Annotated in this window: 14 protein-coding genes; 7 read left to right on the forward strand and 7 right to left on the reverse strand. The window is 68.2% G+C overall.

Annotated elements, in window-relative coordinates:
- Positions 1–81: 81 nt before the first annotated feature.
- The 4 genes from ACFC14_RS02410 to ACFC14_RS02425 form a co-directional block, all read right to left on the reverse strand.
- Complete coding sequence (locus ACFC14_RS02410) at positions 82–1,488, reverse strand: glutamate decarboxylase (protein WP_376101050.1); 1,407 nt, start codon at positions 1,486–1,488, stop codon at positions 82–84.
- Between the two features lie 65 nt (positions 1,489–1,553).
- Positions 1,554–3,509, reverse strand: coding sequence for a YhgE/Pip family protein (locus tag ACFC14_RS02415; RefSeq protein WP_376101051.1), 1,956 nt, complete (start codon positions 3,507–3,509; stop codon positions 1,554–1,556).
- Positions 3,506–4,273, reverse strand: a complete 768-nt coding sequence (locus tag ACFC14_RS02420) for an ATP-binding cassette domain-containing protein (protein ID WP_376101052.1) — start codon at positions 4,271–4,273, stop codon at positions 3,506–3,508. Before ACFC14_RS02420 ends, ACFC14_RS02415 begins: the two co-directional genes overlap by 4 nt.
- Before the next feature lie 46 nt (positions 4,274–4,319).
- Complete coding sequence (locus ACFC14_RS02425) at positions 4,320–5,603, reverse strand: amidohydrolase family protein (protein WP_376101053.1); 1,284 nt, start codon at positions 5,601–5,603, stop codon at positions 4,320–4,322.
- Between the two features lie 221 nt (positions 5,604–5,824).
- Between ACFC14_RS02425 and ACFC14_RS02430 the strand changes: the two genes are divergently transcribed.
- The 5 genes from ACFC14_RS02430 (at position 5,825) to ACFC14_RS02450 (ending at position 11,190) form a co-directional block, all read left to right on the forward strand.
- Positions 5,825–6,067, forward strand: coding sequence for a LapA family protein (locus ACFC14_RS02430; protein ID WP_376101054.1), 243 nt, complete (start codon positions 5,825–5,827; stop codon positions 6,065–6,067).
- Positions 6,068–6,134: 67 nt separating this feature from the next.
- Complete coding sequence (locus ACFC14_RS02435; protein ID WP_376101055.1) at positions 6,135–7,169, forward strand: linear amide C-N hydrolase; 1,035 nt, start codon at positions 6,135–6,137, stop codon at positions 7,167–7,169.
- A 48-nt stretch (positions 7,170–7,217) separates the two neighbouring features.
- Complete coding sequence (locus tag ACFC14_RS02440; RefSeq protein WP_376101056.1) at positions 7,218–8,762, forward strand: response regulator transcription factor; 1,545 nt, start codon at positions 7,218–7,220, stop codon at positions 8,760–8,762.
- A 2-nt stretch (positions 8,763–8,764) separates the two neighbouring features.
- On the forward strand, positions 8,765–10,108 hold the full coding sequence (locus ACFC14_RS02445) for a threonine/serine exporter ThrE family protein (RefSeq protein ID WP_376101057.1): 1,344 nt from the start codon (positions 8,765–8,767) through the stop codon (positions 10,106–10,108).
- 2 nt (positions 10,109–10,110) lie between these two features.
- Entirely contained in the window at positions 10,111–11,190 is a 1,080-nt protein-coding gene (locus ACFC14_RS02450) for an AI-2E family transporter (protein ID WP_376101058.1), read from the forward strand.
- 10 nt (positions 11,191–11,200) lie between these two features.
- Here ACFC14_RS02450 and ACFC14_RS02455 read toward each other — a convergent pair whose 3' ends face one another.
- From ACFC14_RS02455 to wecB, 3 genes are all read right to left on the reverse strand, one after another.
- On the reverse strand, positions 11,201–12,751 hold the full coding sequence (locus tag ACFC14_RS02455) for a response regulator transcription factor (RefSeq protein WP_376101059.1): 1,551 nt from the start codon (positions 12,749–12,751) through the stop codon (positions 11,201–11,203).
- A gap of 332 nt (positions 12,752–13,083) precedes the next feature.
- Positions 13,084–15,537 carry a LuxR C-terminal-related transcriptional regulator gene (locus tag ACFC14_RS02460; RefSeq protein ID WP_376101060.1) on the reverse strand — a complete coding sequence of 818 codons (2,454 nt, stop codon included), beginning with the start codon at positions 15,535–15,537 and terminating at the stop codon, positions 13,084–13,086.
- 286 nt (positions 15,538–15,823) lie between these two features.
- The gene (gene wecB, locus ACFC14_RS02465) at positions 15,824–16,978 is read right to left on the reverse strand and encodes a non-hydrolyzing UDP-N-acetylglucosamine 2-epimerase (RefSeq protein ID WP_376101061.1); all 1,155 of its coding nucleotides are present in this window, start codon (positions 16,976–16,978) and stop codon (positions 15,824–15,826) included.
- Between the two features lie 317 nt (positions 16,979–17,295).
- Between wecB and ACFC14_RS02470 the strand changes: the two genes are divergently transcribed.
- Positions 17,296–19,806, forward strand: a complete 2,511-nt coding sequence (locus tag ACFC14_RS02470) for a LuxR C-terminal-related transcriptional regulator (RefSeq protein WP_376101062.1) — start codon at positions 17,296–17,298, stop codon at positions 19,804–19,806.
- 4 nt (positions 19,807–19,810) lie between these two features.
- On the forward strand, positions 19,811–21,148 hold the full coding sequence (gene mgtE, locus ACFC14_RS02475; protein WP_376101063.1) for a magnesium transporter: 1,338 nt from the start codon (positions 19,811–19,813) through the stop codon (positions 21,146–21,148).
- Positions 21,149–21,565 lie beyond the last annotated feature (417 nt).

A 21,565-nucleotide genomic window follows, 5' to 3' on the forward strand; every position in this document is an offset into this window, starting at 1 on the left:
TCTCGCTCTCGATCGGGTTCGGAGGGGGAACGAGGCGGGGAGGAAGCCGCCGAAGCGACCCTCCCCGCCTCGCCGGGGAACTCAGTGGTGGAAGTGTCCGCTGTCCGCCTGGTCGGGCAGTGGCGCCTGGAGCGCGTCGAGGAACTCGACCTCGCCGCGGATGTCGGCGAGCAGCGCCGAAGCGAGGTCCCGGCTCAGACCGACCTTCACCACGATGCGCTGCAGCACCACATCGGCCATGTCGTCGGCCATCGGGTATGCGGGCACCAGCCACCCCTTCATACGCAGACGGTCGGCCAGGTCGTACAGGGTCCACTTGTCGGTGTAGCCGTCCTTCAGCACCCAGGCGAACACCGGGATGGTATCGCCCTTGCTGACCAGGTCGAACGCTCCGATCTCGGCGATCTCGCTGGAGAGGTAGGTGGCCACGTCGATCGAGTTCTGCTGCACCGCGCGGTATCCCTCGAAACCGAGACGCAGGAACTGGTAGTACTGCAGCAGCACCTGGGCACCAGGTCGCGAGAAGTTCAGCGCGAGCGTGGGCATGTCTCCACCGAGGTAGCTCACGTGGAAGATCATGCTCTCCGGCAGCACCGCGGTGTTGCGCCACACCACCCAGCCCACGCCGGGGTACACGAGGCCGTACTTGTGGCCCGAGGTGGAGATGGAGTTCACACGATCCAGCTGGAAGTCCCACACCAGGTCCGGCTGGCAGAACGGCGCGACCATCGCTCCGGACGCGCCGTCGATGTGGATCTTGACGTCGAGGCCGGTCTTCGCCTGGATCTCGTCGAGCTTCTTCGAGATCGCGATGGTGTCGTCGTACAGGCCGGTGAAGGTCTGACCGAGAATCGACACCACACCGATCGTGTTCTCGTCGACGTAGTCCTCAAGGTTGTACCCGTCGAGGATGATGTGATCCGGGCTCACCGGCACGTAGCGCGGCTCGACGTCCCAGTAATTGCAGAACTTCTCCCACACGACCTGCACGGCCGCCGACATGATCAGGTTCGGCTTGTCGGTGGACTTGCCCTCGGCACGACGCTTCTCCTGCCAGAGCCGCTTGAGCGCGAGACCGCCCAGCATGCAGGCCTCTGACGAGCCGATGGTCGAGGTGCCGATGGTGTCGGTCTTGTCCGGCACGTTCCACAGGTCGGCCAGGATCCGCCAGCAGCGGTCCTCGATGGCGGCCGTCGCCGGGTACTCGTCCTTGTCGATCATGTTCTTGTCAGCGGCTTCGAGGTACAGCTTCTTCGCCTCGTCATCCATCCACGTCGACACGAAGGTCGCGAGGTTGAGGCGGGAGTTGCCGTCGAGGATCGCCTCGTCATGCACGATCTGATACGCGGTCTCCGGAAGGCTGGGCCCCGGCGGAAGGGAGAACTTGTCGAACTCCGTCGCCTCCCCCGGTCGGACGAACACGGGATTCACGCTGAGCGTGGGGTCGATGTTCGTGCTGGTACGTGCCTTGCTGGTGTTTGTAGTCACTTTCGCTCCTGTGTTCCTTGTGCTTCGAGTGAGGGTTGGCGGGTCGGGGTGCGCGATGGCTTCGGCTACACCTCGACGGGTGGGTAGAGACGGTCCATGTTGTACTGGCGGTTCCGTCTGGCGGCCAGGGTCGACACGGCGACGAAGACGATGGTGAGTCCGACGACGACCGCGATCGCGATCCCGAGCCGGTAGTCCACACCACCGAGGATCAGCTGTCGCAGCGCCGTGTTCGTATACGTCATCGGGTCGAACGGGTTGACCCACTGGAACAGCTCCGTGGTGGTCGGAACCGGGTAGATCCCGCCGGCCGACGTCAGCTGCACCATGAGGAACGCGAGGGTCAGCACGCGTCCGACTGCGGGTCCGAGGAGGGCGTTGAACATCTGGATCATTGCCATGAACATCATGACCATGAGCAGCATGAACCCGTAGGTGCCCCAGGCGTGCTCCGGATGCAGTCCGATCGCGAACCGCACGACCAGGAACAGGATCGTCGCCTGCAGGAACCCGACGAACACGGTCGGCGCGAACGAGGCGATCACCGTCCGGAACGATCCGAGCCCCTGAGCCAGCGGTCGAGCCAGCAGCGGGGTGAACAGCATCCACGCGATGATCCCGCCGACGAACAGTGCGAGACCCAGGAAGAAGGGCGCGAAGCCATACGCGAAGGTCTTCGCCTCGTTGTCGATGGTCTCGTGCAGCTCCACCGGCTGGGCGAGAGCCTTGATGAAGCTCGACTGCTGACCTTCGTCCCAGTTGGGGAGGAGCTTGAGCCCCTGCCCCGCAGCGCCGGCGAGTTCTTCCGTGCCGGCGGCGAGCTGCACGGTCCCCGCTGCGAGCTGGGTCGAGCCGGTCGACAGCTTCTCCAATCCGGTGCTGAGCTCGTCGGCCCCGGAGCGCAGTTCGTCGGACTTCTGCGACACCAGAGCGAGGTCTCGTTGCACGGCCCCACCCTCGACGGCGCGGAGGATGACGTTCACACGGCTGCTCGGGTCGTTGAAGTCGCCGGCGAGGAAGTCCACGTCACGGCGGAGGCCGTCGAACGTCGCCGACACCTCCTGCGGGATTCGCGCTCCCTGGAAGGTCTGCATGACCTCGGCGAGCTCACCCGCGAGGGCCTGCGCGGCGGGATCCTCGCTGCCGGCGAGGTCGTCCATGAGTGCCTGCAGCTTCGCCTCCGCCGCGGCGTGGGCCGATGCGACCTGGTTGAGACCGCGCTCGACCTCATCGGTGTTCGCCGTGATCCTCGCGACGGCCTGGCGGATCTCGTCCCCGGTGATGCCGGATGCCGAGACCACACGGTCGGCTCTGCCCACGGCGTCCTGCACCGCGTCGTCGAGTTCGTCGATCCCGTCGGCGAGTTGCGCCCCTCCGCCCTTCGCGGTGACGAGGCCGTCGGCCAGCTGCTGCGCGCCGTCGTTGGCGGTCTGCATTCCCGTGTTCAGCTCGTCGACGCTGCCGACGGCCGCTTTGATCTTGGGGATCGCGCCCTTGACGCCGGTGAGCACCATCTCGAAGGTCTGCTCGCCCACTTGGGCGCTGACCTGATTGATGACCTCCTCGGCGGCATCCTGACCGATGACGGTGGAGAGATAGTTGTTCGCGTCGTTGTACCGGAACTCGAGACTCGCCGAGCGGGGGTCGCTGCTGGCCGCCGAGGCGATCGACTCGCTGAAGTCCTCCGGCAAGGTGATCGTGAAGTAGAACTGCCCGTGTGCGAGGCCGCTGGTCGCCTCAGCCTCGGTCGCCTCATGCAGGTCGAGCTGCTTCGAGGCGATGAGCCCCTTGACGACGTCGGTGCCCGCATCGAGTCTCTCGCCGTTGATCGTCGTACCCGCGTCGAGGTTGACGATCGCGACGGGGATCTTGTCGACATTGCCGAACGGATTCCAGAACGCCCACAGATAGAGCGCGCCGTACATCAGCGGCATCAGGATGATGACGATGAAGGCGAGCCGCGGCATGCGCCCGCGGTAGTAGCGCTTGAAGTCGCTGCCGGGTGAGAATGCGGCGATCATCGGTCCAGAGCCTCTCGTTCGAGGACGGTGAAGGCGTCGTCCGTGAGGTTCGGCACCTCGATCACATCGGTGATGCCTTCGCCCAGGGGGACGCCGTTGACGTCGGCGGTGATGACCGTCTGCTCGGTACCGAGCGCGACCAGTCGTTCGAGCAGCCTGCCCGCGCCGGCGACACTAGCGAGCTTGTCCACCCCGCCGATGACGATCAGCGGGGGCTTGCGGATGTTGGCGACCGCGATCCGGAAGAGGGCGCCGGTGAGCTCGGGGAGCTCCTCGACCATCGCCTCCATCGGCGGGAGGGAGTAGTCGCCGAAGACCGGGCGGCAGATGCGCTCGAGGTCTGCCTCGGTGGATTGCGGCACCCAGCGATACCACTTCGACGCCCAGCGCACCTGCTCGGTGATGATGTCGTGCACCCGGATGGTCTGACCGATGCCGTCCACCTCGTCGATGTGCGCGATCGCCGCTCTGTCGAACAGGTGGTGCGGCGCGTCCGGGCGGCCGAAGGCCTCCAGTCGCCCGGTCGTCGGCTTCATCCGGCCGGCGAGGGTGAGGAGCAGCGCGGTGCGCCCCCTGCCCCCTGCCCCTTTCAACACGGTGACGCCGCCGGAGCGGACCGTGAGGTCGACCGGGCCGTAGATGTGCCCCCAAGACGCGTCGACGCCGATGCTCGACGCCCGGATCAGCACATCGCCGCGCCGCGGCAGTACCTCCTCGTTCGTCGCGATCCGCTCCGTCGCGATCTCCTCCGTCGGTTCACTCACTGTCTCTCCCCTTCCCTGCCCGATCCGGCGCCTCCGCCGGATCGCGTCACAGCGTGTTCTTGACGATCTGGCCGTTCTTGACGATCAGCTTGAAGTTGGCGTCGGGGTCGGCGATGACCGACAGGTCGGCGATCGGATCGCCGTCGACGAGGATCATGTCGGCCCAGGCGCCCTCCGCCAGCACGCCGAGCTTTCCGCCGCGGTAGCTGTTGCGCTCGCCAGCGAGCTCGAACAATGACGCATTGCCCGAGGTCAGCGTGCGCAGCGCCTCGACGTTGGAGTAGAAGTCGCCCAGTCGCGCGGCCATCACGCTCTGCCGCGCGGCCGACTGCGGCTCCAGCAGCAGGTCGGTGCCCCACGCGGTGCGCACGTCGTACTTCTTCGCCCACTCGTACACCTGCTCGGTACCGTGGCAGATCTCGGCGTTCTTGCCAGCGCGCACGGGGTCGGGGTAGTGATGGTCGTCCTCGGCGAACGGCTGCATCGAGAGCCAGGTCCCGGTCTCACCGATGTGTCGGATTGTGGCCTCGTCGGCGAGGTGACCATGCTCGATGGACTTCACACCCGCATCGATGGCCCGCGAGATCCCGGCCGGTGTGTAGACGTGGGTCGCGACGTACGTGCCGTAGTCGGATGCCGCCTGCACAGCGGCCTTGATCTCGTCGGGCGTGTACTGCAGCGTGTTCAGCGGGTCGTACATCGACGCGGCGCCGCCACCGAGCGTCAGCTTGATCTGCGAGGCCCCCTGCCGCAGCTGCTCGCGCACGGCGGCCAGCACGCGGGGAACGCCGTCGGCGATCCGTGTGAAATGGATCTCCTCCGTACGGGCGGGCTTGCCGCCGAACTCCTCGGGCACGTCATACACGAACGAGAAGTCCGCGTGACCGGACGTCTGCGAGATCATCGCCTGGCTCGGGAAGATGCGCGGGCCCTCGAAGACGCCGCGATCGATAAGTGATTTGACCGGAGCGGTGTCGCCACCCATGTCGCGCACGGTGGTGAAGCCGCGCAGCAGCATCCGCTTCGCCTCGGCGATCGTGTTCCCGTAGAGCGCCCCGGTGGGTCCCTGCAGGAAATCGACCATGCTGTTCGCGTTGCCCATCAGGTGCACATGGGCGTCGCTGAGGCCCGGCATGAGGAATCGTCCCTTGCCGTCGATCTGCACGACTCCCTCGGAGGAGTCGCCCGCGACGGGCGACGTGGAGACCGCGACGATGTGCGGGCCTTCCACGAGGACGTCGACGTTGTCCTGGGTCTTGTCGCTGACGCCGTCGAAGACACGGACGTTGCGGATGATCATTCGCTGGGGTGCATGAAGTCCTGTGGTCATGGCCGTGACACTATGCCCGGCTCGGATGCTGCCGAGGGTGGCTCCGAAGAATTCGCCCGCACCCTCATTCGCCGGGTGATGGCGGGTGACACCCGCCTCTCACCCGCGCCTCACCCCGTCGCGCTCGGGTCGAAGTTGTGAGTAGTGTCCCATCCTGAGCACCTCGGCACACGTCGTGAGATGTCCGTCGCGAGCCCGTGCACCCACTAGAGGAGAAACATATGCCCGACAAGGAAAGCGTCGCCGACAAGGAGACGAAGGCGAACAGCGGCAAAGCGATCATCGCGATCATCGTGGGCATCGCCGCCCTGTCGTTCGTGTTCTCGAACGTGGCACCAGCGACTCTCCGGTTCCTGTTCCTCGAGTTCACGATGCCCGCCTGGGGTTGGTTTCTCGCGGTGCTGGTCGCCGGCGTGGTGATCGGCTCGCTGTTCCCGTGGTTCCGGCCGCGCAAGAAGAAGTAGTTCATTCCCCATATGGCATAGATGCCGGGATTCGGGTGACCGAAGCTCGGCAGAGAAGGAGAGCATCATGTGCACGAGAGTTGTCTGGCCCGATGCCAACGGCGCGGTGATCGTCGGACGGAACATGGATTACCACCGCGATCTCGCCACGAACCTCTGGGTGCTCCCGCGCGGCATCCAGCGTGACGACGGCGTGAACGGCGACCTCACCTGGTCCGCCCGGTACGGCAGTGTCGTCGCGACCGCTTTCGACATGATCTCGGTCGACGGTCTGAACGAGGCGGGGCTCGCCGGGCACGTGCTGTGGCTGGCCGAGTCGTCGTACGGCGAGCTCGACCCCGCCCGTCCTGCCCTCAGCCAGGCGGTCTGGCTGCAGTACTTCCTCGACAACTTCGCGACTGTGGCGGAGGCCGTCGCCTGGATCCGCGAGACGGGTGCACAGGTCGTGCAGTTGCGGGATCCGGCCAGCGGAGAGGTCCCGACGATCCACCTCGCTCTGGATGACGCGACCGGCGACTCCGCCGTCATCGAGTACATCGACGGCGCACTCGAACTGCACCACGGCGCCCAGTACCGCGTGATGACCAACTCCCCCAAGTACGACGAGCAGCTGAAGCTGCTGTCGCAGGTCGACGCATTCGGCGGGGACAAGCCGCTGCCGGGCACGACCCTCGCCACCGACCGGTTCGCCCGGGCCGCGTACTACGTCGAGCGTCTCCCGCAGCCCGAGACTCAGCTGCAGGCCATCGCCTCCATGTTCAGCGTCATCCGCAATGCCGCGCAGCCCTTCCGACTTCCGGACCCCGGAAAGCCCGACGCCTCGCAGACCATCTGGCAGGTCGTGATCGACCTCACCAACCGCCGGTACGTGTTCGAGTCAACGACCCGCCCGAACATCGTGTGGGTCGAGCTCGACGACGTCGACTTCAGCGAGGGAGCGCCGCAGCGGGTCCTCGATCTGGGCGGCCGACTCGCCTTGGAGGGCGGTCTCGCCGGCAACGTCAGCGAGAAGTTCGAGGCCGGACGCGACCTTCACTTCCTCTCTCTCGCCGATCTGCGCGCCCTCGCGGCGACGAGCCGCACCGACGACGATGCCGGCTAGTCCTGCGGCCGGGGCAGCGGCACAGCCCCAGAGCGGAATCGGGTCGTCGTGAACCTCACCGACGGCGTGCTTGCGGCCGACGAGCTCCGTGCCGCCGTCGCGCACGGTACGCCGGAGACGATCGCCCGTACCGCGATGTCCCACCTCTGGCCGCTGTACAGCGAGCACTTCGACGAGCTGACCCGGGTGGTCGAGACCCTGCCGCCCCCTGTCCTCACCCGCTACCCGGCCCTGCGCGTGCTGCATCGCATGACACCGGTGCTGGCGAGGACAACTCGTCCGTTCAAGCCGCTCGTCGATCCGGATAACGCTCGCGCAATGGCCCCGGACGAGCTGGACTTCGTGACGCTCGCGCAGATCGTCGCGTTCCGCTTCAGCGGAGACGTCGCTGCGGCACTCATCTACGCGCGGCGCCTGGAGGAGCGGATCCAGCAGTTCCGCGAGACATCCTTCGAGCGCACGGACGGGCCGCTCTGGTTCTATCACCATCAGATCGGCTCCACCTTCCTTGCCGCGGGTGACACCTCGCGCGCGCTGCTCGAGTTCGCCACGTCCCGCCAACTGGGGCGACTGTCGCAGCAGCCGGACGCAGAGCGCGCAGCGCTCGGCCGCATCGCTCTCGCCCATGCGGTGCGGGGATCCCTCGACGACGCGGAACTCGCCCTCGCCGCCGTCGCCACCCAGCCTCCCGCGACGCCGGCGCACCGGGCGTCGACGGCGGCCACGGAACGAACGGCCGCCGCGATCATCGGAGTCGAGCGGATGGCGCCGAACGTCGAAGACCTCCTGGCCGACCTGGAGCGATACGACAGCATCGAGCTCACCTGGCCGTTCGCGCTGCTCGCCCGCACACGCGCTCTGATCGCGCTGCAGCGCCCGGACGAAGCGATCGAGGTCGTCCGGCTCACCAGCGAAGCCCACCCCGATCAGCACGGATCGGTCGCCTCCGATGTCATCGCCGCCGCATCCGTACACGCCCTTTGGGCGCTCGGGGCACCCTCCGCAGCTCGCCGCGTCGCCGAATCCTCGCCGCGCGGTGGCCTGCTGTCGAAGCTCGCGATCGCCCGCCTAGCCCTGCTCGAATGCCGCTGGGAGGCTGCAGATGCCGCGCTTCAGCGCCTCGCGGCAGACCCGTCGTTCGGCCCAGGGCCACGCGTCGAACTGCTGCTGATGTCGGCGTGGCACGAGTACGGATCGACCGACACGGTCGCGCCCGGAACCGCGGCGCATGTCGCCCGGCTCGCAGCGCGCGACGGGTCTCGCCGGATCGTGTCGATGATGCCCGTGCAGCTCGTGGACAGCATTAGAGAGGCTCTCCCCGCCGCTGAAGCCGCAGTGTTCGAGCGCGAGGTCAGCGGCCTCGCCCACGTCGACGCACCCCGGCGCCCGACGCTCACCCGGGGGGAGCTGCGCGTCCTCAACATCCTTCCCGCGCACACCACGACCGCCCAGATCGCCGCCGTGATCCACGTCTCCCCCAACACCGTCAAGTCGCAGCTCAAGTCGCTCTACCGCAAGCTCGGCTGCTCGACCCGCGAGGACGCGATGATCATTGCTTCCCGCTTCCACCTGCTCGCCGAGGACGGAGGGTAGCCGTGGCCATCCGGAGGGGCGATTCCCCGACCGGACTCGGCGGTCGCATGCGCGAGGCGGTGGCGGCGCTGCGTCCCCGCGCAACACCGGACCCGGCGCACGACGACGATGCCGGGATCCCGGCCATGCTCGGCGAGCTCGGCGCCGCACTCCTGGACTCCTCGCAGGCGACGAGCGAAGTCGAGGAGACCCTCCGACGCCTCGCCGTGCACTACGAGCGCCCCGACCTGCGCATCTTCGTGCTGCCGACGGTCATCTTGATCGAGGATCCGCGCGGCATCGGGCCGCAGACTGCGATCTTCCCTGCCGGCCGGAACGCGCTGCGCCTGGATCAGGCGGGCGGTGTCGAGCGCCTCGTGCGGCGGGCCTTTGCCGAGCGCACCGGCTCGGACGAGGTCATCGCAGCGGTGGCTTCGGCCCGGTCGGCTCCGGCACGATTCGGTCCGGTCCTCTCGGTCATCGGCTACACGCTGCTCACCATCGGCTTCGGCCTCGTCCTCAATCCGACGATCACGGCTCTGCCCGTCTATCTCGTCCTCGGCGTGATCGTCGGCACGATTGTGCGCCTGGGCGACCGAGCCGCGACGCTCTCCCTGATCCTGCCCGTGGCGACCGCTTTCGCGGTCACTCTCCTCATCTCCCTGCTCGTGCGGCCGATCGTGCACGATGACGTGCTCCGACTCGTCGCGCCCTCCCTCGTCTCATTCCTGCCCGGCCTCACCCTCACGATCGCCGCTGTCGAGCTCACGTCGGGCCAGGTCATGGCCGGCGCGAGCCGACTCGTATACGGGGTGGCGAGGCTCGGCCTGCTCGCGTTCGGTGTGTTCGCCGGCATCACCGTGGCGGGCGAGCCTCCGGCCCCCACCACTCAGCCGGAGCAGCTCGGAGCCTGGGCGCCGTGGGTCGGCATCCTGTTCGTGAGCGTCGGCTACTTCCTGTACTCGGCCGCCCCGCGGCGGTCTCTCCCGTGGATCCTCTACGCGCTGCTCGTCGCCTACTCCGCGCAACTGCTGGGAAACCTCCTCGTCGGAGCGGAACTATCAGGTCTGATCGGTGCGATCATCGTGATCCCCGCCGTCGCCCTCGCCGGTCGGCTTCGTGGCGCGCCGTCCACCGCGATCATGCTCACCTGCGCGTACTGGCTCCTCGTGCCGGGGTCGATGGGGTTCATCGGCCTGAGCGAGGCTGCCTCCGGCGCCTCCGGAGCGTTCAGCACGATCCTGCGCACCTTCGGCTCCCTCATCGCCATCGCGATCGGCATGGTCCTCGGGGCCGGCCTCAACCGCGACGTCACTGCTGTCGCCCGTGCCTGGCGGCGGCCCCGGACCCAGGAAGAGGGAGACTGACCATGACGATGATGGAGCGCGGCGACGGGACGGTCGCGACGACCGTGCGCCGCCCTTTCGCCACAGGATTCGCGGCGACACTCGGCGGACTGCTCGCGATCGCGCTGGGAGCAGCCGTCAGCAACCTCTCGACCGTGTTCGTCTCGATCGCGTTCGCGCTGTTCGCCGCTCTCGGCCTCGATCCGCTCGTGCGCAGGCTGGAGGCGCGGCGGGTCTCGCGGGGCTGGTCCATCGCCGCCGTGTACTCGGCGTTCGCCCTCGTGCTCACCGGCGTACTGCTGCTCGTGGTACCGACCGTGGTCAGCCAGATCACCCAGTTCGTCGGCGACGTGCCCAAGCTCATCGATCGCTTCGAGAGTTCGGCGACCTACGACTGGCTGCAGAAGGCGCTCGGCACCGACCTCGAGCACGTCGTCAATGAGGTCGAGTCGTACCTCACCCACCCGGATCGCGTCAGCGTGATCGGGCGCGGACTGCTCCAGGCCGGCGGCACAGTCCTCGCCGGCGTGTCCGGGATGATCGTGGTACTCGTCCTGAGCCTCTACTTCCTCGCATCGCTGCCAGCCATCAAGGCGGGACTCACGCGCGTGTTCCCCGCGAGGTCGCGAACAACCGTCGCCGCGCTAACCGAGCAGATCGCATCGTCCGTCGGCGCCTATCTGGCCGGCATGGTGGTGCTGGCATTCTGCAACGCCGTCGTCGCCTTCATCCTCCACGCGGCTCTCGGCCTGCCGTTCCCGCTGCTGATGGCCGTCGTCGCGTTCTGCATCACCCTAATCCCGCTCGTGGGGTCGGTCGTCTACTGGTGCGTAGCCACCGTCGTCGCGCTCTTCACGAGCCCTCTCGCCGCGCTGCTCTTCGCGTGCATCTATCTCGTGTACATGCAGCTCGAGGCGTACCTGCTCACACCTCGCGTCATGCACCGGGCGATCGCGGTGCCGGGAGCGCTCGTCGTGATCGGTGCCCTCGTCGGCGGGACTCTGCTCGGTCTGCTCGGGGCGCTCGTGGCCGTGCCCGTCACGGCGGCGCTCCTGCTGATCGCCAAACAGATCCTGCTTCCCCGCCAGGACGCCAAGGTCTGATCGCCTCGATCTACAGCTCAGGGGTCTCGGCGACCAGCAGATGCATTCTCGTGGCGGTGCGGATCGCCTCATCGCGCGTCGAGCAGCCGAGTTTGCGATACAGCGACTGCAGCTGCGACTTGATCGTGTTGGGCGAGACATGGAACCGAGCGGCCATCTCCGACGTTGAGTAGTGCGCGGGCAGCGCATTCAGGATGCGCAGTTCGCCGACGGTCAAGGAAGGCCGGGCGTGCATGTCGAAGTTCGTCAGCCCCTTCGTCACGAAATCGAAGTCCACCAAGGACTCGGAAGGGAGCACCGCCCTGACGTGCTCGACGAGCTGGCGGGGCATGATCGCGAGCAGGCGTCTGCTATCGCGGCGACGAGCGATCCGGGAGATCTGCGCCGCGGTGTCCCGGTCGATCTCTCCGCTGCGTCCGAGTTCGAGCCAGCCCGACAGCAGCACCGCTTCCGCCCGCTGCGACGGCCCCAACGAGGGCTCGGCAGCGAGGAGACGCAAGACGTTCCCCGCGGCGTCAAACCTTCCGTCGTGCAGCGACAGGCGGGCCTTCGCGAGCTGTGTGAACATTCCGGGTTTCGGGTTCTCCTCCACGATCTGCCAGGCGCGGCGCAAGTCACCGGTCGCGATGAGTGCCTTGATCGTCGTCGCGGCGATGATGTCCGCAGCGACCGAGCCGTGCTGCGGGGGATGCGCATCGGCGGCGAGGCGAATGGCCTCGAGCGCGTCCTCCGGCTGCTGCCGCACCAGGTAGGCGCGACAGCGCGCCAGGAGCGCGAACGGCCAGCTCAGTTCGATCGTGTCGAAGGGATCCATCGCCGTGAGGAGTTCGTCGAGATTCTCCGACAGCCGGTCGACGCCGATGAGCGCCGCCGCCGCAGTTTCGGACGACCGGATGGAGTTCGCGTGCGCCTTGGTGACCGGCGGTAGCGCGGCCGCTTCGGCGAGGGCACGGTCGGCGTCGCCCAGGGTGCCGCGGAGCGCGTGCGCGAGGGCGATGCGACTGAGCGCCATCCGCTCGGCATCCTCCTGAATGGCGAACTTTCCGAGCTGCCGGGCCGTCGCGAACTCCAGGAGCGCGCGGGCGGAGACACCTGCAGCGAGAAGCGTCGAGCCGATCTGGTGGTGGAAGAACCACAGCGGCCCGTCCATGCGATCGCGCGATTCAATCGGAGTCTGCAGGATGCGGTCTTCGAGGCGTCGCGCGTACACGAGCGCGGCGGCGACATCCCCGCTGAAGCGGCACGCGATCATCTGCGCGAGGATCAGGAAGTCGAGCTCCTCCGGGCTCATCGCGCGCGCATCGTCGGCGTACACGACGGGTTTGAAGGGACGGGTGGTCCGGGCGAGCACCGGAGTCATGGGGTGGAGCGCTTTGAGAATCGGGTAGCGGTCGAGCAGTGCGGTGGGGAGAGCGGCTATCACCGAGGTCAGTGTGTCCGCATGAGCGCTGTACAGCGGCCAGACGTTGGCGACGGCCGCGCGAGCGATGGTCTCCGGCTGTCCCGAGCTGATGGCCCGTGCGAGTTCTTCGCGGGCCCTTTCGGGGTCGTTGAGATTCATGTTCGTCGCCAGGTCGCCTGCCCGGACGGGCGAAGATCGTTCCGGATCCCCCGCCGCGGGGAGGAGGGCGCAGCGCTCGAGCTTCTCGTGCGGATCACCTCTGGGTACATGTGAACCTTCCGCTCAGCGAACCGATATTCGATGTTCTCGGCGTCTCGACCCCGGGCTGGGTGCTCGACATATCGGCTGCAAATCGTTTCATTTCTAGTACACCCCGAGAACCACGGGGCCGGATGCCCCTTGACATCACCCGCCTCATCACCCGGTGCCGTACCCACCTTCACCCGCCCACCGCTGCGTTTGACCTGGGGCGGATGAGTGCTACGCGCAACTCAGCGCATGCGCATCCCCGTCCCGATCAGGTGGTCTCGGATGCCGGGGCGCGTGCGCGCACCGACCTTCTTCATGAGCTTGTTCACGTGCGACTCGACGGTGCGCACGCTGACGACGAGGGCTTCCGCAATCATGGGGTTGGACAGGCCGGACGCCACCAGCTCCGCCACCTCCAGCTCCCGCGCGGTCAGCTCGACGTACGCGGCGGGGACGGCGCGGCGGCCCGCGGCGGCGATCGACTCCAACGTTGCCAGGACTCCCGGATCGACGTTGGTCCGCGAGGCGAGGCGCTCGAGCGCGACCCTCGCGAACTCTGCCGCATCCGTTCGCTCTCCCGCCGCAGCCACCTGGGAAACGGCGTCAGCGAGCCCTTTCGGGTCATCGCGGATGAGCGCCTCGGTGAAGGCCGCCCAGCGTACGATGCCCGGGCTGCCGACCTGTGCGATCCGCTCTCTGGCGTACTCCCAGTCGTCGGCGTTCGGTGCCACCCGCAACCCGTCGAGGTAGGCGAAGGCCGCACCGAGCAGAGACCCGCGCTCCCACAGGTCGTCTCCGGCCTTGCGAGCAATCCTTCGCGCCTCATCCAGATCCGCGTCGAGCACGGCGATCCCCAGCGCGGCGAAAGAACGGTGGAGTCCCGGCAACGGCCCGTCGAAGAGCTCAGCGGTTTCGATGGCTGCCAGATGTTCCACGGCGACTGCGCGAAGACCACGTTGCGCAGCGAAGAACGCGCTGAGCACGTTCAGACCGACGAAGGACGCCGGAGTCTCGCCGGCGGGAACACCGAGCGAGTTTGCCGCGTCGATCGCCGCCTCCGCCACGTCCGTCTCCCTCGTGAACACTGCCGCGAGCGCGGTGAGGAACTCGTAGGCCCGAACGCGCGGCGCGTCGAAGTCCTCCCGGGCAGCCATCGCCTTCTCCTGAGCGATGTTCATCGCGGCGGAGTGCTGGCCGAGACCGAGCTTCGCGTAGACCAGCGCTGCCTGCAGTCGCGGATCGACCGAATCGATCATGGCCTGTTCCTCGAGGAGCGCGTGCGCCTCCTCGGCCCTGCCGCGCACGAGCATCCAGTACGACTTCACGAGCACGACGGACTCACGTGCGGCGGGGTCGAGCTCGCTCTCGTCGATCGTGCGGAGCGGGGCCTCGCGGGGTGCGCGCCCCGAGCCCATCTCCAAGAGCAGCGCCTCCGCCTCGAGTCGCGGAGCGAGTACCGGGTGATCTGCCGCCACCGCCCGTAAGCGGGCGATCGCCGCGGCGCGTTGATTCTGATGGTGGGCGGTGAACATGGCGTGGGCCAGGGTCCACTCGGCGCGAGCGTCTGCTGTCCCGTCGAGCCGTTCAGCGTCGGCGATCAGCGTCGCGAGTTCATCGGGCGACTGGGCGGAGTCGGCAGCGAGCGCGTTGAGCAGCCGCGCCGCCGATTCCAGGCTGCGATGCGTACGCCAGTCCTCCCTTGCCACCAGGGTGCGGTGCCGCGTGCGCTCGTGAGCGAGCCGGACGAACAGAGCGGTTGCATCGGGAGACTCGAAGTCGGTTCCTCTCCCCTCCAGCGATTCCGTGAGCGAGCTGTCGATGCGTGTCAGCGCGTCCGCGCGTTTCCCCGGCAGCGACTCGTGGCGGAAGTACTCCGCGAGGAGGGGCGGGTGCACCGACACCAAGGGACCGTCCCGGGTCTCCATGACGTCGATGAATCCATCATCTTCCAGCGCCAGGATCACCTCGGCCTTCACCAGCTCGCGTGCGGTGCGGAGGTTGGCAGGCCCGAGCAGGGCCAGCATCCGAAGCGCCGATATGTCATCCGCGTCGAGTCCCCGCATCGTGCCCTCGGCGATCGAGGCGAGTGCCGGGCTCCACAGGGCTTCGGTCGCACGCAGGCTCTTGCCCTCCAGCACCATCCGGCCGGTGCGTCGCGCGGATTCCAGAATCGCCGCGGCGACGCCGATGTTGCCGCCCGCCTTCGAGAAGACCCGGCTCATGGTCGACTGCTCGATCCGCGCGCCGACCTCCGCTTCGAGGGCAGTCTCCATCTCTGCGTAGGACATCGCGGGCAGCCGTAGCGAGAACACCGGACCCACGCCGCCGGTCGCGGGCACGGAGGGTCCGGCCTGCCGAGCCAGTCGTGTGAACGCAAGCGGGACACGGTGCAGGCGCGTCACAGCACTGATCGCGGCCCATGATGCCTCATCGAGCCATTCGACGTCATCGACGAGGATCACCGTGCGATCGGCCACGACCTGCTCCCCGAGCGCGGAGACCGCCTGCATCGTGGAGACACCACGCCGGTCGGGCCAGATCACGACTCCGGTCAGCGCGATGCCGCCGAGAGGGGTGCGCTGGAGCGCTTCGATGCCATCGATCGAGAGCGTGCGCCACCCGAGGGTGACGAAGTGCTCGCGCACGCGGTTGAGCATGTGCGTGCGTCCGGAGAGCCGCTCGCCGGCGATGCTCACGCTGCGACCGCTCTGCAGAAAATCGACTGCCGTGAGAAATACTTCCGTGCGCGACATACGCCACCTCCTTTCTGTTCTGAGGAGAGGCGACCGGATGGAGGGATCTTCCCTCTCTCCGACCGGCCCCGCCAGGAAAGCCCACCCGGGATGCGACGACAGGACACGCGCCCTAGCGAGACTAGGTTCGCCCGACCATCGGTACCGCCGCGTCGCACGTCGACCAGTGTTCCGGCGTCGAGAATCCGTGCTCCGAGTGTTCGCACCCGTGCACTTCTCGGAAACCGCTTCACGCCGCGTGTGGCCTGGGTGCCCTTTCGTCCTGACCACGCAACCCGCGGAGGTCGCGCGCTCCGGTATCGGCCAGCGTCCGACAGATCACGGCGATCCTGGCACTCGCGCCACCATCGCCATACGGCGACGGTTCCACGGCCAGTCGGCCTCGGACATCCGGGTCTGCGAGGACCGCCGCAGCCTCCTCCGAGATGCTCGCGCCCGGCGGCACGAGTCGTGCAAACCCGGCCTCGATCGATTCGGGCCGCTCGGTACTCCGCCGCGGCACCAGGAGCGGACGGCCCAGCACCGTGACTTCCTCCTGCAACCCACCGGAGTCCGACACGATCAACGTCGATGCCTCGGCCGCGAGGAGGAACTGGCGGTGCGTGAGCGACGGGACGACCTGCATGCCCACGAGCAGGTGATCGAGCACGAACCGGCTGATGGCCGCCCTTGTCCGTGGGTGCGCCACGAACACCACGGGCGACGGGATCTCGCCCAGCTCGACTAGCACCCGGCGCAGCGATGAAGAGGTATCGGTGTTCTCCGGTCGGTGGATGGTAGCCAGCACGAAGTCCCCGGCAGGGAGGTCGAACGGCAGTTCCGCCGGCAGCGACAGCGAGTGCCGAGTCGCCTCGACGATCGTGTTCCCGGTCACGGCGATCCGCTCCTCGGGCACCCCCTCTGCCCGAAGGCGCCCTGCGTTGTGCTCGGTTGCCGCGCAGTGGATATCGGCCACCGCCCCGGCGACCAGCCGGTTGATCTCCTCCGGCATCGCACGGTCGTCCGAGCGCAGCCCGGCCTCCACGTGCACGACCGGGATGTCGAGGTAGTTGGCGGTCTGCGCCCCCGCCGACACCGCGTTGGTGTCCCCCTGGACCACCACGACGTCCGGCCGCTCCCGGCTGAACTGCGCACCGAGCTCGGCGATCACGGTCGCGATCTGCGACCAACGCGGCTGACCGCCCACGCCGCTCAGCACCAGTTCGGGCGCAGGGATACCGAGGTCCTCGAACATCTGCTCGGAGAGTTCTCCGTCGTAGTGCTGCCCCGTGTGGATGACGAATGCGTCGTCTCCGAGTTCCCGTAGGAGCGGGGCGAGCTTGACGATCTCGGGGCGCGTCCCCAGCACCACCGCGATGCGGCGTCTTCCAGACCTTCCACCCATGACATTCCCCCTGATACTCGTTCCCTGTCACGCCGGTCCCACGCCGCGTGTTCGCCTCGAAGGTATGCCGCCCGGGTGCTCGTACTTCGGCTGAGGAGAGGGCGACCGTGGATAGGAGGGCCCGAACCGTGAGCCGCAGACGCAGAGCGGTGCTCGGCCGTCGGGAATGCGTGCACCGCAATCGAGTGCGCCCCCGGCTCATCCGTCGGGTGAGCCGAGAATGACCTCACGGGTGAAACGTCGCGCGATCGCTTTCCATCCGCGCACGTGTGGAGGAGCGTGGAGCCGTCCCGTTGTCCCCAGGCGAGAGGCGAACCATGACGCACGGCGAGGCGTTCCTCAGCGCGATCGAGCTGTTGCAGACGGGGTGCAGCGTCGAGCTGATCGGGGAGAGAGGCGCGGGACGCTCCCACACCCTCGGTCGCATTCGCGAGCACTTCGTGCGTCTGGGGTGGCGGACGATCGATGTCGCCGGTGCGGAGCATCTCACCCGGTCACCGTTCGCGGCCCTCGCTCTGGCGGGGATCTTCGATCCGGTCGAGGCGCGGGGCGGCCCTCTGATCACGTCCTTCAAAGGGCTCGCCGAGAGGGTCGCGCCCGACCGGACCGTTCTCCTCGTCGATGATGCCGACGCCATCGACGAGTCGTCCTGGGGTGTGATCGGCGCAGTAAGTCAACGCCACCGGGTCCCGGTGCTGTCAACCCGGCGCGTTCCCGTCGCCCCCACGCTGCACTCAGGCACCGTCACCGGGCTCTTCACGGTCGAGCTCCCGCCGATGGGCTATGCCGAACTGGATTCTGCGTTGCAGGGCGTCTTCGGATCCAAGATCGATCAGGTGACGATGAGCCGCGTGTTCGCGAAGTCCGGCGGCAACGTCGGGCTGGCGATCGCCATCCTCGAGGCGTCCCGCCGGGCGGGCCGGGCCACGATCACGAAGGGAGTGCTGCGCGCCGAGGGATCGCTGTGGCACCCCGCCCTGCAAGCCGTCACCCGCCCGCTCGTCGACGCGCTCGATCCGCTCGAGCAGGCTGCGCTGCGCACGCTGTCGCTGCTCGGTCCCACCGACGTGGCGACGGCGGCGCGGATCATCGACGGCGGCACGGTGCGCACCCTCGAATGCCGTTTCCTGGTCCGCATCGTCGAAGCGCGGGGAAGACTCATCGCCACCGTCAACCCGCCCATCCTCGCGGAGCACTTCCGGCACGAGCAGCTTCCCGGACTGCGTGCGGCGGCGCTGCAGCAGATCGACCGGACTCTCGCCGACGGCGCATCGGTCGAGTTTCCCGTGCTCGCGTCGGACCCACCGGAGAACCCTGCCGTGTTCGTCCGCCTCGTCCACGAGCGACTCCGTCGACGCACGCTGCGCGCGCGCGAAGCGTGGCGGCAGAAGCCGGGCCTGCGTGCCGCCGCCGATCTGATTCAGGCGCTCGCCGCCGATCTCGCGCCCTCGGACGACGAGGCGGATGCCGTGCTCGCCGCCAGCCGTGAGCTCACGGGGCTCGTACCCGAACGGGCGGACTGGGAGATCGTGTGCGCCACGTACCTTGCGCGCAACCGGCACAGTCCTGACGAAGCGGTGGAGGGGCTGCGGCGGGCTGCGGCGGCGGTGCCGGGCGAAGCGCTGCGCCTCACGGCCGAAGCACTCGTCATCGAGATGGAGTTCGCCGAGCTCCCCGCGCGGATGCCCTTCGAAGATCTCGACCTCGACGACGTGGACGAGAGCACGCGGTCCTCGGTCCTCCTGGCCCAACTGGTCTGGCTCACCGCGACCGGGCGCATCCGAGAGGCCGTCACGCTCGCGGATGCGCACGAACAACGCGACACGGGGGACCCGCGGCTGGACACCGTGATGACGGTGGCGACACTCGCGATGGGCGAGTTCACCGCGGCATTCCAACGTTCGCAGGCGAAGCTCGCCGAGGCGCGTGCTGACTTCGATGCGACCAGGCTGCGGGTCTACTCGTTCCTGTCGGCCGTGTCCGCCGTCCTGCTGCGCCGGTTCGGTGACGCGGAGCGGGCGATCGCCGCGCCGGCGACGCTCGGGAGCCCGGCCAGCGAGGCCCCGTTGTCGTTCGTGGGTCTGATGGTGCTGAGCGCTTATTTCGCGGCGAACCGCGGTACCAGCGCACTGGTGTCTCAGTTCCTCGACGAACTCGACGAGTCGCAGATCCCCGACGGCCCGTTCCCCGGTCTGCAGCGAGATCTGGTCTCGGCCAGACTCGCCGCACTCGACGGCGACGCCGCCACCGCGGAGCGCATCAGTCGAGAGCTCGGCGACGCACTGTGGGATCGCGGCGCCCGTCTCGCGGCGGCGATCGTCTACCTCGATGGACTGCGCTCATCGGCGTCGGCCGACGCCTGGGCGCACGCCGAAGCGCGGATCCGCTCGATCGACAGCCCGGCCGTCACCCGATGGGCGGACTTCGCCGATGCCCTGGTGCGTCGCGACCTCGGGGCGCTCGTCACCGTCGTCCAGGCCACGGCGGAGGCGGGCGAGGAGGCACACGCCGCACAACTGGCGGAGATCGCGCTGAGATTCGTCGATGCCGCTGGTTCGTCGGTGTCCGAAGAAGCCGTCACGGTGCTTCGCAGGATGCTGCTCGCCGCCCCCCGCCGCCGCTCGAAGGAGCGCTCCCCCCTGTCGCAGCGCGAGCGCGAAGTGGCCGAGCTCATCGCGTCCGGCCTGTCGAATCCGATGATCGCCGAAGCTCTCGTCGTCAGCACGCGCACGGTGGAGTCGCACGTCAACAAGCTCATGCGCAAGATCGGCGCGACCGACCGGAGCGATATCCGCGAGTTCATCCGCGAGTCACCGGACGGGCCCTGAGCGGATGGCCGAGCTGGGCGACCCGGAACTCGAACACGCTCTCGACGCACGCGACCTCAGTGCGCTCCGCGCCGCGCTCGCGACGAGATCGCCGCTTTCCATCGCGCGCGTCCTCGACCGAGCGGACACCGCGGACCGCGCGGTCTTGTATCGACTGCTGTCGCGGGAAGCGGCGCTCGAGGTGTTCGGCATACTCGACGTCGGCATGCGGGCGGACCTGTTCCGCGGTCTCCGCAGCGAAGACGTCGCCCGTGTGTTCGAGGAATTGGATCCCGACGACCGGGCCCAGCTCCTCGACGAGCTCCCCGCAGGCCAGGCGACCGCGCTGATGCGCGATCTCTCACCCGACGAGCGCGACCTCACTGCGTCGTTGCTCGGCTACCCCCGGCGCAGCGTGGGCAGGCGGATGACCCCCGAGTTCGTACGGCTGGATGCGCAGCTCACCGTCGGCGACGCGCTGACGCAGATCGGTCACCACGGCGAGCGCGCCGAGACCGTGTATTCGCTCCCCGTCACTGACCGCGAACGCCGTCTGCTGGGAGCGGTGAGCCTCCGCGACCTCGTGCTCGGCAGCCCGGGGAGGCTCATCACCGAGGTGATGCATCCCGCGCTGGTCGCCCACACTGCCGACGGTGCCGAGGAGGCCGCCCGCCGGCTGGTGGCCGCCCGTGTGCTCGCTCTCTCCGTGGTCGACGCCGAGCACCGTGTCGTCGGCATGCTCCCGGTCGGCGATGCGCTGCGCATCCTGGACGAGGCGGATGACGAGGATGCCGCACGCCAAGGCGCATCCGAGCCGCTCGGCCTGGCGTACCTGGCCACACCGGTCCTGCGGATCGTCCGGTCTCGCGTGGTCTGGCTCCTCGTACTCGCGGTCTCTGCGCTGCTGACGGTGCAGGTGCTCAGCGCGTTCGAGGACACGCTCGCGCAGGTCGTGACCCTGGCCCTTTTCATTCCTCTGCTCACGGGCACCGCCGGCAACACGGGGGCGCAGGCCGCGACCACGGTGACGCGGGCGCTGGCCACGGGGGAGGTCACGACGCGCGATGCACTCGCCGTCGCCGGTCGCGAGGTGCGGGTCGGCGCAGCGTTGGGAACACTGCTGGGAGGGCTCGGGTTCGTGCTCGCCGCCATTGTGTATGACATTCCGCTCGCAGCCGTGATCGCGGTGACGCTCTTGGCCGTGTGCACCCTGGCGGCGACCGTCGGCGGTGTCATGCCGATCATCGCGAAGCGCCTCCATGCTGATCCGGCCGTGTTCAGCACACCGTTCATCTCGACCTTCTGCGACGCGACGAGCCTCATCATCTACTTCCTCGTCGCCACCTGGCTCCTGGGCCTGTAAAGCGTCCAGGAAAGAGAAAGCGCCCTAGAACAACCGGGGAGAAGTCCTAGGGCGCTTTACCTGGCATGATGACCAGGCGCGGGGCAGGGAACCCCGCACCGCGACAGGCCGAGGGTGGGGATGGCCTGCGCGGACGTGTTGAGTTCGGCAACGCGCCGGATACCGAGCCGTCCGGCAGGCGGAGGTCCGCGACCCGAACGCGGATCACCCTCCGCCCGCCGGAGGCTCAGCTGGCGCTTGCTGCGACATCCACACTGCCGCGGCCCGCAGGCGTCGGGCGGCCATGCGCGTGCTTCCGGTGGTGTCCTGGCGAATCTCCGTGTGCATCACGACGATGCCCGTGGAGCGGCGTCGCCGAGCCCATGCTCGCGCGGCGCCCGGGCGCGGAAGCTGCCGCTCACCTCCAGGTGATTCCCG

The organism is Microbacterium sp. NPDC055988, from assembly GCF_042269505.1.
Classification (GTDB): Bacteria; Actinomycetota; Actinomycetes; order Actinomycetales; family Microbacteriaceae; genus Microbacterium.